Consider the following 12616-nt stretch of genomic DNA (forward strand, 5'->3'; position numbering starts at 1 on the left):
CAGCTGGCCAGCAGCTTCCTGGGCATGGTCCACCTTGCCACCGCCAGATACTGGCTCAAATTCGTCCACGCCGCCTAGGGCTTTCATGCCGGTCTCCTTGATTAGGCAAGGCGACCTAAGCCCTTATATCGTCCGCAAAATATGCGGGCGATCCCTAAGGGACATTCCGCAGGCTCGGCGGCCGGATCGCATGGGTAATTCGGCAGGGAGAATGGGCCGTGACCAGACGAACTCCACGACCCACTGCACCCAGGCGCCTTGCGAACGATGGTGGCGATAGCGAACTGGCGCGTCGGTTACATTTCCTCGAAACGAACCTCTCGGCGATCCCCGACTTCGTGTATGCCTTCGACCGGGAGCGGCGTTTCGCCTATGCCAATCCTGCGATGCTGGCGCTCTTCGGGTTGACCGCTGACGAAATGATCGGACGCAGCTTTGCCGATCTGGACTACCCGCCCGATCTGGCGAACCTTCTGAACGGCCATATCGACCGGATCTTTGCCGAAGGGGTAACCGTCGAGGACGAGGTCTTCTACGACACGCCGTCCGGACACGCCGCCTATTTCTCGTACCGATGGGGTCCCGTGCGCAGCGAGGACGGGACCATCGAACACGTCATCGGCGTGTCGCGCGATACCAGCGAGCGCAGGGCGATCGAAGAAGCGTTGCGTACGAGCGAGGCGCGGTTACGTGCGGCGACCGAGCTGGTCGGCCTTGGCATCTATTCCTGGGACCCGGCCACCGGCGCGCTCGACTGGGACGATCGACTACGCGCGATGTGGGGCCTGCCCCCCGATGCGTTGGTCGACAACGACGTGTATGAGGCCGGCATTCATCCCGACGATCTTCAGCGCGTACGTAGCGCGATCGCGGCATGCGTCGATCCGACCGGTGACGGCCATTATGCGATCGAATATCGTGTGATCGGGCGGGATGACGGTGTCACGCGGCACATCGCCACTTCCGGCCAGACCACCTTCCAGAATGGACGAGCCACGGGCTTCGTGGGCGCAGCGATCGACATGACCGAAAGGCGCATGGTCGAGGCAGCGATCCGCGCGAGCGAAGCACAGTTCCGCGGCTTCGCCGCCCACAGCAGCAACCTGATCTGGATCGGAGATCCTGTCTCCAACACGATCATCTATCGCAGCGCGGCGTATGAGCGCATCTGGGGAATCCCTTGCGCGGAAGGGGCCACCGACCTGACCGAATGGATACAGGACGTGCATCCCGAGGACCGATTGCAAGTCGAACATGCTCTCGCCGCCGTCAAAGCCGGCGAGGTCGTACAGTTCGAGTACCGGATCACGCGACCAGCCGATGGCGCGCTACGTTGGCTTCGCGATACCGGTTTTCCCATACCGGACGATGCCGGCGCGATCACCCGGATCGGTGGAATCGTCGAGGATCTGACACGCGAGGACGTCCGGCAGGCCTATATCGTCGGCGCGAGGGCGGAGGAGGTCCGTAAGCTCGCTGGTCTGGCACGCGGGCTCGGCTATCGCGCGCGCACGTTCGCAAGCGCCTCGGCTCTGCTCGACATCGCCGCGGTCCTTGCCCCGGGTTGCGTGCTGGTCGACCTGCGCAAGGCGAAGGAGGACGGCCTCTCCGTCCCGCGTGAACTGAAGGCGCGCTCGATTGCGCTGCCGACGATCATTCTCGATGCGCCGAACAGACCGGCAGTGGACGCGGTTGCGGCGATGAAAGCGGGTGCCGTAGATTATGTTGCCGTGACGGATGACGATGCCTTCCACATCGCGCTCGGGAACGCGATGATGGAATGCCATGGTACGTTGCGACCTGCCACACGTGCTGAGAGTGCCGGCGCCCGCATTGCGCGCCTGACTCCGCGGGAGCGCGAGGTGCTGGTGGGCCTGGTAGACGGCGGGACCAACAAGGTCATCGCCCAGAAGCTGGGGATCAGCCCGCGCACCGTCGAGTTGCATCGCGCACAGGTCATGCATCGTCTGGACGTCCGCAGCCTGAGCGAACTGCTGCAGATCGCGCTCGCCGCCGGGATCACGCCTGCCATCGCGGAAGATCCTGGCACCCGTTGATGCTACCTAGGGATCCTCCGTATGTCAGCGACCGATCGGCAAAGGCAGTTCCTATCGAGGGTAGAGGCGGTTTTCCGGCGGTCGCTTTCGACCGGCAATTCATTGCTAGCGAAGTGGCCCGGTTCGATTGCGGGAGATTGCCGCTGACGGCGAGACTGTTCGACGTGGGACCGGGAGGCGGATATGATTTGTCCCAACCGTGACTATCATCTCAGGCGGGCGCAGCAGGAACTCGATTGCGCGCGATCGGCGACCAGTGAATGTGCCCTTCGTGCGCATCTGGAGTTGGCACAGCGGCATACGATGATGGTGCGCGGGGTCAGCGCCACGGCATCGACCGGACCATCTAAGCTGCGATCGGTTTCGCAGACACGAGGTTAAGCTACCTGCGCCCGCCGCTTGAAGTCCATGAGCTGACGTAGCCCAGCGTCCGGTGGCGGCGCGTTGGATTGGAGAAGCGCTCGAACGCCTCGCCAAAGCCGGCATGGAGCCATCGGTCGGCGGCGTCGGCTTAAGCTCCAACTACGCTTTGGCCCAGACAGTCGCCGGGGCCGCTCACGGGTTCCTTGTAAACCACCGCAGAGTCGGTAAGCCTTGGGCAACGGCGGCGTATGAGCACGGCGATACCATAGGAGAACCACCATGCGCATGGCATTCGGCATCGGCGCCGCCCTTATGCTGATCGCATCGCCAACCATAGGGCAGCGTCCCCCGGAACGCGCCAACGTCCTGACGGCCCAGGAACGTACGGAGGGGTGGATACTTTTGTTCAACGGACGCGACCTCTCGGGGTGGCGATCGTTCGATGGAAAACCGCCGGCGCGGACATGGGTGGTACGCGACGGGACGCTGCTGCTGACGAAGGCCGACGGACAGATGAGCGGCACCGATCTGGTGACCGCCGACATGTTCGGCGCGTTCGAACTGACGCTCGATTGGAAGGTGGAACGGGGCGGCAACAGCGGCATCCTGTACCTCGCGCGCAGGATGCCCGACGCGCCGCTGCTATATCAGAGTGGGCTGGAGATGCAGGTCCTGGACGATGCGGGACATCCCGACGGCAAGATACCGACGCACCGCGCCGGCGCGCTGTACGACATGACCGTACCATCCGCGGGCGTGGCGCGACCGGCAGGAAGCTGGAACCACGCGCGGCTGCTGGTGGAGCGCGGTCGCATACGCCAATGGCTGAACGGCACGCTGACTGCCGACGTTTCCTACGGCGACGATGCATGGCGCAAGCGAGTCGCAGGTTCGAAATTCGCCAAAATGCCGCGCTTCGGCACCTTTGCGAGCGGGGTCATCGGCCTGCAGGACCATGGCGAGCCGGTCGCTTTCCGCAACATCAAGCTGCGCCGGATCGGGCCCTCAGCCACAGGGGCAGGCAAGTGAGCGCAGCGGCGGACGCCGCGATCGACGTCGTCATCGTCGGGTCGGGCGCGGCGGGCGGCATGGCGGCATACAGCCTGACCAGATCGGGCTTGCGCTGCCTGATGCTGGAGGCCGGACGGAGCTACGATCCGCAGGCCGAGGTGAATATGTTCGCCCCCGAAAGCGACGCGCCGCTACGCGGGACGGGCACACCCGACAAGCCGTTCGGATATTTCGATGCGACCGTCGACGGCGGCTGGCAGGTCGATGGCGAACCGTACACCATGCAGGAAGGCACCGACTTTCGCTGGTATCGCCCGCGAATGCTGGGCGGCCGGACCAACCATTGGGGCCGGCACGTGCCGCGCTTCGGCCCCTATGACTTCAAACCGTTTTCGCGCGACGGATTGGGCGTCGACTGGCCGATTGGCTATGACGATGTCGCCCCCTTTTATGACCGGGTCGAGCGGATAATCGGCGTCAATGGCGGGCCGATCGGGCTGGAAAACCATCCAGATTCACCCGCCGACTGCCTGATGCCGCCGCCCAAGCCACGCGTGCCGGAAATGCTGATTACCGCCGCTGCCGAAAGCCTCGGCATTCCGGTCCGCGCGGCGCATAGCGCCGTCCTGACGCGCGACATGCCCGATCCGGTCGCGCCGCGCAGCGCCTGCTTCAACGCGACGCCGTGTACCCGTGGCTGCACCATCGGCGCGATGTTCCAGACGACGACCTCGCTGCTGCCGATGGCCAAGGCGACCGGCAGGCTGCGGGTGGTGACCGATGCAATGGTATCGCGGGTGATGATGGGGTCGGGCACCCGCGCCGCCGGCGTCGAATATGTCGATCGCAAGACCGGCATGCGCCACCGGGTGACGGCACGGGCGGTCGTGCTGGCCGCCGGTACGGGTGAGACGACCCGCCTGCTGCTCAATTCGGGGCAGGCAGGCCGGGGCCTCGCCAATTCGTCGGGCGAACTGGGGCGCAACCTGACCGATTCCACCGGCGCGTCGTTCCGCGCATACATACCGGGGCTGGCGAACCGTCCGCGCTATAATGAGGACGGGATCGGCGGGCAGCACATCTACATTCCGTTCTGGCTGTACGAACAGCAGAAGCGCGGCGAACTGGACTTCGCGCGCGGATATCATTTCGAGATCGGCGGCCGCTTCGGCATCCCGCCCGAAACGGCACTGCCGCGGACATGGGGTTCGACCCTGAAACAGGCGGTACGCGAACGATCCGGCGCGACCATCGCGCTGGTGCTGCGCGGGGAGATGATCCCCAACAAGGACAGTTTCTGCGAGATCGATCCAACCGTGAAGGACCGGTTCGGCATTCCGGTGCTGCGCTTCGCGTTCAAATGGTCGCAGCACGAGGTCAACCAGGTCGCGCACGGCCGCCGCACCGCGCATTCGGTGTTCCGTCGGCTGAACGGCACGATCCTCGACCCCGACCTGCCACCGGAAAAGATCATGACTGCGGGCGGCGAGATCATCCACGAACTCGGCACCGCACGCATGGGCGCGGACCCGCGATCGTCGGTGACCGATGGTTATGGCCAGACATGGGACGTCGACAACGTCGTGCTGATGGACGGTGCGACCTTCGCATCCGGACCGCACAAGAACCCGACGCTGACGATCCTCGCGCTTGCGCTACGCGCGTCGGAACGGCTGGCCACGCGCCTCAAGTCGGGAGCGCTCGCATGACCCTCGACCGCCGCACGACGCTGCAATGGTTCACCGCCGCGACCGCCCTGTCGCTCGCGTCCTGGACGCCCGCGTTCGGCAGGGTTGTGACTGACGCCGCAGAGTTACCGCCGTTCGACGTGGTCGACTGGCCGGCACAGGTCGCCCCGTTGCCGGCGACCAAGGGCTATGGCCGCGACCCCGACCTGACCGATCCCAAAGTGCCATGGCCGCTGACCCTCACCCCGTCGCAGCGCGCGGCAATCGATATGCTGGGCGACATGATCCTGCCCGCCGATGCGGTGTCGCCGGGTGCGGGCAAGCTGGGCGTCGGTGCCTTTATCGACGAATGGATCAGCGCGCCCTACCCCCGCCAGCAGGACGATCGGGCGACCGTCCTCGCCGGCCTTATCTGGCTCGATGCACAGAGCCGGGCGTTGCACGGCGCGTCGTTCGTCAAGCTCAGCGCGGCGCGGCGTAGTCTGCTGCTCGACGCGCTGACCATCGCTGCGCCGGCCCCCGCCCTGGCAAAGCCGGTCGCGTTTATGGACCGGCTACGCAACCTGTTCGTGCTCGGTTTCTACAGCCTGCCCGAAGGGAAGGCCGATATGGGCTTCATCGGCGACCAGGTGATCGAGGGTCCCTATCCCGGCCCCAACGCCAAGGCGCTCGCGCATTTCGACGCGTTGGTGAAGGAACTGAAGCTGGACGGCAAAGTGCGCGCGTAAGCCGCCGTCGCGTGGCGACACCGAAGGAGCCGTTCGCACCGAGCAGTGGCTCCGCTTGTTCTGAGCGGCCACCGTAGGCAGACAGTCCGAGCGACGGTTCAAAGTGAACGGGTTCGTCGACCAGCATGCGCGTGCCGCCTTCCCGGCCAACTGCGTGGAAGTGGCATCGGTCCTGTTCCGGCTTTGCCGGATCGGGTTCCGACCGCGACACGGGGTCAGGCGTCGCCTCCGACGCATCGAAATGGCATGCATTTTCCAAACCGGTTCGTATAAGAAATTACGTATCATCGCCCGGCGCAACCGGTCCGCTGCGCGGATGGGCTCCGGCGCGAACGGCATGCAGCCCTTGCGGCGGGAAGGACGGACAGGTCGATGGCGTTACCACGAATGTTGCTGATTGCAGGCGCATTGGCGTTGGCGGGTTTCACGTCGTCGGTGCATGCGCAACCAGTTGCGCCGACCCCGGCGATGCAGCCCGAACCGACCGGCATCGCGGCAGCGCGAGCGACGCTTGCCCGGCTGCGGCTCGCGCCGGAACGCCTCGACCTGCGCATCCTGCCCGCTGCGGAGCCAAGCTATACCATCGCCGCTGCCGGCGGACGGGCGCGGATCGATGGGACGTCGACCGTGGCGCTGGTACGCGGAGCCTATAGCTATTGGAACGCGGCGGGGGCAGCTTCGCTCAGCTGGGAGGGTGATCGCATCGCCCTGCCCGCCCATCTGCCCGGCATGACCGGCGGGCGCGTGACGTCGCCCTTTGCCCACCGGGTGTACCTCAACACCTGCACCTACGGCTACACGACACCCTTCTGGGACTGGGCACGGTGGGAGCGCGAGATCGACTGGATGGCGGCGCAAGGCGTCGACATGCCGCTGGCGCTGGAAGGGCAGGAATATATCTGGCGCGCGCTGTGGCGCGAAACCGGACTGTCGGACGCGGCGATCGTCGCATCGCTGTCCGGTCCGGCGTTCCTGCCATGGCAGCGCATGGGCAATATCGAGGGGTATCGCAGCCCGTTGTCGCCCAACTGGATCGACGACAAACACGCGCTGCAACGGCGCATCCTGTCGCGGATGCGGGCGCTGGGCATGACGCCGGTGCTGCCCGCCTTCGCCGGCTATGTGCCAAAGGCGTTCGCCGACGCACACCCGAAGGCGCGAATCTACAAGATGCGCGCCTGGGAAGGATTTAACGCCACCTATTGGCTCGACCCGTCCGACCCGCTGTTCGCGGTGCTGGCGAAGCGGTTCATCGACCTCTACACCCGCGAATATGGTGCCGGGCAGTTCTATCTCGCCGACGCGTTCAACGAAATGGTCCCGCCGATCGCCGAGGACGGCAGCGACACCGCGACCGCGACCTATGGCGACAGCATCGCCAACACCGCCGCCGCGCGGGCGGCCGCCCTGCCACCGGCCGTGCGGGTCGCGCGTCTAGCCGCCTATGGCGAACGCCTGTACCGCTCGATCGCCGATGCGGCACCGGGCGCGACATGGGTGATGCAGGGCTGGCTGTTCGGCGCGGATAAGCATTTCTGGACCCCGGAGGCGATTGCGGCCTTCCTGTCGAAGGTACCGGATCGGCGCATGCTGGTGCTGGACATCGGCAATGATCGCTATCCCGGAATCTGGCGCGATACGAAAGCGTTCGGCGGCAAGAACTGGGTCTATGGCTATGTCCATAATTATGGCGGCAGCAATCCGGTCTATGGCGACCTCGACTTCTACCGCAACGATCTGACGGCACTCGCCGCCGCGCCGGACAAGGGGCGGCTGACCGGGTTCGGCATGTTTCCCGAAGGATTGCACAGCAATTCGCTGGTCTATGCCAATGCCTATGATCTGGCATGGGATCGCGGTGGCACGTCCACCGCCGACTGGCTGCACCGCCATCTCGCCGCCCGCTACGGCACGGCGACGCCCGCGCTCGACGCGGCATGGGCGAAGATCGTCGCGGGCGCCTATACCACCCGCTATTGGACCCCGCGCTGGTGGGAGAAGCAGGCCGGGGCCTATCTGTTCTTCAAGCGGCCGACGGCCACCGCGACCGCATGGCCCGCCCCCCCGGGCGATCGGACGGCGTTGCGGGCGGGGATCGCCGGCCTGCTGGAGCAAGCGCCACGACTGCGCGGGGAAGCGCTCTACCGCTATGACGTGGTCGACGTCACCCGCCATTACGCGCTGTTGCGCCTCGACGAACGCGTGCAGCGGGCGCTGCTCGCCTATGCGGCGGGCGACGTCGCGGGCGGCGACCGCGCGGCGGCAGGGATCGAACCGCTCGCCCGCGCCATCGACCTGCTGCTCGGCAACCAGCAGGAGACGCTGTCGAGCTGGATCGACATGGCGCGTACCTATGCCCGATCGCCAGCGGACGAACGCGCCTTCGTCACCGATGCGAAGGCGCAGGTGACGATATGGGGCGGCGAGGGCAATCTGGCCGATTATGCGTCAAAGGCATGGGCGGGACTGGTCGCCGATTTCTACCTGCCGCGCTGGCAGCATTTCCTGCGCGAACGCCGCGCCGCCGCAGTCGCCGACACGCCGTTCGACGACGCGGCGGTCCGGCGCGATATCCGCGACTGGGAACAGAATTGGGTGAAGGACACCAAACGCTATCGACGCATTCGCCCGCACGACGTAATCGCCCAGGCGCGCACGGTACTGACGCTGGCCGACGCGGAATGACCGGGGTCGGCCGGCAACGCTTCGTCTCGCTCGACATGTTTCGCGGCGCGACGATCTTCCTGATGATCGTCGTCAACACCGCCGGCGCCGGGGCGGCCCCTTTCGCACAGTTGAGTCACGCGCCGTGGTTCGGCTTCACGCTTGCCGATCTGGTCTTTCCGACCTTCCTGTTCGCGGTCGGCAATGCGATGAGTTTCGCGCTGCGCCCCGACCTGCCCGCCCGCAAATTTTTCGCGCGGGTGGCGAAGCGGGCCGCGCTGATCTTCCTGCTCGGCTTCGTAATGTTCTGGTATCCGTTCGTGTCGGTCGATGCCGAGGGCGGCTATGTCGCGAAGGCGCTGGCCGATGCCCGCATTCCGGGCATCCTGCAACGCATCGCCCAGTGCTACCTGATTGCCGCGCCGATCGCCCGCTATTGCAGCGTGCGGGCGGTGATCGGCATCTGTGCGGCATTGCTGATCGGCTATTGGGGCATATTGCTGGCGTTCAGCCCGGCGGGCGAAGCCTATACCCCGCTGGGCAATATCGGCACGACCATCGACCTGACGCTGTTCGGGCGCGACCACCTCTATCGCAAGACGGACGGCTTCGATCCCGAGGGACTGCTCGGCACCCTGCCCGCGACGGTCAACGTCCTGGCCGGTTTCCTGATCGGCCGCTGGGTCCAGCGTTCCGGCGAGGCGCCTGCGGTCGTGCTACGGATCGCGCTCGCCGGGGCCGGGGTGATTGCGCTCGCGCTGCTGTGGTCGCCATGGTTTCCGATCGGCAAGCGGCTGTGGACCAGTCCCTTCGCGCTGCTGACCATCGGTTGCGACATCGTGCTGCTCGCCGCGTTCGTCTGGGCGATCGAACTGCGCGGGGTCACGACCGGGCGACGGTTCCTGACCATCCTCGGCCGCAACCCGCTCGCCATCTACATCTTTTCCGAATTGCTGGTCATGACGCTGCAACTCGTGCGCGTACCGCCCTATGGCGGGCTGTACGACTGGATCGGGATCGCCCTGTTCCAGCCGGTGCTGCCCGGCGCGTTCGGATCGCTCGCCTGCGCCATTGCCTATACGCTGGTGTGCTGGGCGTTCGGCTGGTGGCTCGACCGGCGTGGCTGGCTGCTGAAGGTCTGAACCGGGCGCCGTCGATCGATGCGATGTCGTGCATGCCCGCCCGATCGAACAAATCTTCTATCTGAGATCCGGGTGAAACATCCGGTTCATGTCGATATCTGGCGTCATATCGGTGCGGTTGCGCGCATGGCAATGTAGCGATATTCCTATTACGTCAGCAGGATCGGCGACATGCCCGAAGGACCACCCACCACCGCCGACGAACTTCGTTCGGAAATCGTCCGGCGGTACGAAGGGCTGAGTAAGCGATTGCAGCAGATCGCCCGCTACATTCTCGACCAGCCGAACGACGTCGCGCTCGACACGCTGGCCGTCCTCGCCGCGCGGTGCGGGGTGCAGCCGTCGTCGATCGTCCGGTTCGCCAAAGGCTTCGGCTTCGACGGCGCGACGCAGATGCAGCGCCTGTTCCGTGACGGATTGTTCAGCACCAGCGCGGCGCTCGGCTATTCGGAACGGCTACGCCAACTCGGCGAGACGATCAGTGCCGACGGCGCCAAACCCGCCGATCTCCTGGCCGAGTTCGTCGAGAGCAACCAGCTCGCGCTCGAACATCTGCTCGAAACGGTCAATGCGGCGGACATGCGGGCGGCGGTGGACCTGATCGACAAGGCCGATACCGTGTTCGTCATGGGATTGCGCCGTTCCTTTCCCGTCGCCTCCTATCTCGCCTATTCGCTGCTGCAGACCGGCAAGCGGGTCGTCTTCATTGACGGGATTGCCGGGTTGGCACAGGCACAGGTCGAGGGGATGACCCGCCGCGACCTGCTGATCGCCGTCAGCTACGAACCCCATGCCGAAGAAACGGTGGCGATCGTCGAGGCGGCACGCGCGCGCCATGGCAAGGTGCTGGCGATCAGCGACAGCCCGGTCAGTCCGGTCGCCAAGCCCGCCGACACCGTCCTGCTGGTCCATGAAACGGAGGTCCGCACATTCCGGTCGCTGTCGGCATCGATGTGCCTAGCGCAGGCGCTGGTCATCAATTGCGCATTCGCGGCTTCACGCGACCGACCATGAGCGCGAAAACGCGCCAGCGCAGCCGAATGAAGCAGATCCTGCACACCTCGCTTTAGTAGAAGTTATGTTGCAGATCAGGGGAGCCGGTCTGGTCTATGATGCGGACGAGGTTGTCGATCAGCGGGCGATGGCGTCGGTTACCGGTCAGGCGAAGGCGAGTCGCAGTTCGTGGCGGAACGGCGAGTGGCCGGTCACGTACAGGCGGGTACCGGGCAGTTGCGATTGGCCGTTGGCCCAAGTGTAATTGTCGCCCGACGTCGCCTTGACCGGGCCCGCACCGGCGCCGGGACCGATCAGCAACCGGTCCCGTCCGACGCGGTAGCTGACCTGTCCATCGATCAGGTGGAAACTGCCGTCGCCGAGCGGACACGCCCCCTCCAGCACGCCGCCCGATCGCAGGGTGATCTCGATCGTGATGCTGACATCGGCCTCGCCATCGGTTTCGATCAGCAGGCGATAGCCGGCGGCGTCGGGCACGATGCGGATCGCGATTCCCAGCCGGCGCACGCTGACCGGGCGGCGTTCGAAATCGAGCGCGCTGCTGAAACGGTGATCGGTCGATGCCGTCAACGGATACGCGCCATCGGCCCGGCGGTACACACGCGGCAGCGGCTGGTAATAGGGGACGGCCAGTTCGCCCGCCATCCGCACCGTCCCGTCGGGATCGAGCGCGATCGTCGCTGGGCGGAAATGGCCCATGCCGAAGAAATCGGGGATCAGCCGCACCCCTTCGACCACCAGATCGTTCTTCCACAGCCGCAACAGCGTCGGGTTCGTCGCGAGGCCCGAACCGATGCGGTTGTAGAAGGGCGACGGCTTGCCATCGGCATACCAGTCACTGCCGGCGTAGAGCGATGCGGTCATGGCGCCGCACCGTTGCCGGACCAGCCCGACCGGTGCGAACAGCCGGGACCCGTCGACGAAGGGCGGCCGTGCGGCGGGCAACGAATAGGCGAGCTCGGGCCGTTCGATCAGGTCGGTCAGCGCGTCGCCGAGTTTCGTCGCCTCCTTCAACTCGATCCAACGGACGGCGCCGGCGAAGCGGGCATCGCCGGTCCGCAGCGCCATCTCGCGGAACTGGGTGTAGAAGGGCCATAGGGTAGTGCGGCGCTGATCCTGATCCTGCCGCCGCGACAGGACGTTCTCGACCTCTCCCCCCGCCGGTTCGGCAAGGACGAGGATCGTTTCCAGATTGCGGCGCACCATGTCGCGGAGCCCCGACAGGCCGGGCAATTGCGCAAGGATCAGCAGCGACGGATTGGTGACCTCCGACGCATAGACCGGGCTGCGCTCGGAATAGATGCCATCGGCATCGACATCGATCCCCTCCGCCAGCCAGTCGTCGAGCCGGGCGCGATAGGCGGGATGCGGGTCGATCGCGTCGATCCGCGCGATCGCTGCGCTCACCTCCCAACGATGGTTCGGGGTATGGATGCCGCCGGTCGCGAGTGCCGGCCCGGCCCTGCGCATTATCGCCTTCAGCCGCGCGGCGATCGGCGCGCTGGTCGCGTGACGATCGGTCCGCAACAGTTCGATCATCGCCGCCATGTCTTCGATCAGGAAGGCGGTGTCGGGGGGCGAATGGCGGTTGCCGATGCTGAACGTGCCGTCGGCATGCTGCGCGCGTTCGACGGTGTCGAGCAATTGCGCGACCGGGGCGACCAGCGCCGCACCGTGATGATGGATCGATCGCGCCCAGACGAAGGGGGTCAGCAACCGCCGCATCCGGCGAAGCGTAGCGCGCGGCGTCAGGTCGGCGGGGGGCGGCGTCGCGAGGATCGCCAAAGCCTGTTGATCGGCGGCGGTCGTGACGACCGCAAGGCTGGCCTCGTCCTTCTTCGGCGCGGCTGCCGCGAGCGGGCGGGCCGTCACCGCAGCGGCGGTGGTCCCGATCAGGAAGTGGCGCCGATCCATCACGCTCTCCTCACCGGGAATGCACCGGCCGTCCG

8 protein-coding genes are annotated in these 12616 nt (G+C 66.0%); 7 read left to right on the forward strand and 1 reads right to left on the reverse strand.

What is annotated here, in order from left to right; translation table 11 throughout:
• Positions 1-218: 218 nt before the first annotated feature.
• From ACTHQV_RS07890 to ACTHQV_RS07920, 7 genes are all read left to right on the forward strand, one after another.
• Positions 219-2057: a PAS domain S-box protein gene (locus ACTHQV_RS07890; RefSeq protein WP_440489417.1), complete on the forward strand. Its 1839-nt coding sequence runs from the start codon at positions 219-221 to the stop codon at positions 2055-2057.
• A gap of 642 nt (positions 2058-2699) precedes the next feature.
• Complete coding sequence (locus ACTHQV_RS07895; protein ID WP_440489419.1) at positions 2700-3449, forward strand: 3-keto-disaccharide hydrolase; 750 nt, start codon at positions 2700-2702, stop codon at positions 3447-3449.
• Entirely contained in the window at positions 3446-5140 is a 1695-nt protein-coding gene (locus ACTHQV_RS07900; RefSeq protein ID WP_440489420.1) for a GMC family oxidoreductase, read from the forward strand. Before ACTHQV_RS07895 ends, ACTHQV_RS07900 begins: the two co-directional genes overlap by 4 nt.
• Positions 5137-5847, forward strand: a complete 711-nt coding sequence (locus ACTHQV_RS07905; protein WP_440489422.1) for a gluconate 2-dehydrogenase subunit 3 family protein — start codon at positions 5137-5139, stop codon at positions 5845-5847. The genes ACTHQV_RS07900 and ACTHQV_RS07905 overlap by 4 nt, the downstream gene beginning before the upstream one ends.
• A gap of 387 nt (positions 5848-6234) precedes the next feature.
• Positions 6235-8532: an alpha-N-acetylglucosaminidase TIM-barrel domain-containing protein gene (locus tag ACTHQV_RS07910; protein ID WP_440489424.1), complete on the forward strand. Its 2298-nt coding sequence runs from the start codon at positions 6235-6237 to the stop codon at positions 8530-8532.
• The gene (locus ACTHQV_RS07915; RefSeq protein ID WP_440489425.1) at positions 8529-9653 is read left to right on the forward strand and encodes an acyltransferase family protein; all 1125 of its coding nucleotides are present in this window, start codon (positions 8529-8531) and stop codon (positions 9651-9653) included. The genes ACTHQV_RS07910 and ACTHQV_RS07915 overlap by 4 nt, the downstream gene beginning before the upstream one ends.
• Before the next feature lie 171 nt (positions 9654-9824).
• The gene (locus tag ACTHQV_RS07920) at positions 9825-10667 is read left to right on the forward strand and encodes a MurR/RpiR family transcriptional regulator (RefSeq protein ID WP_440489426.1); all 843 of its coding nucleotides are present in this window, start codon (positions 9825-9827) and stop codon (positions 10665-10667) included.
• A gap of 144 nt (positions 10668-10811) precedes the next feature.
• Here the strand turns inward: ACTHQV_RS07920 and ACTHQV_RS07925 are convergent, their stop codons facing one another.
• A complete protein-coding gene (locus tag ACTHQV_RS07925; protein WP_440489427.1) occupies positions 10812-12581 on the reverse strand; it encodes a hypothetical protein in 1770 nt (589 codons plus the stop codon).
• Between the last annotated feature and the right edge of the window lie 35 nt (positions 12582-12616).

The organism is Sphingomonas sp. SAFR-052 (assembly GCF_051965015.1).
GTDB lineage: Bacteria > Pseudomonadota > Alphaproteobacteria > Sphingomonadales > Sphingomonadaceae > Sphingomonas.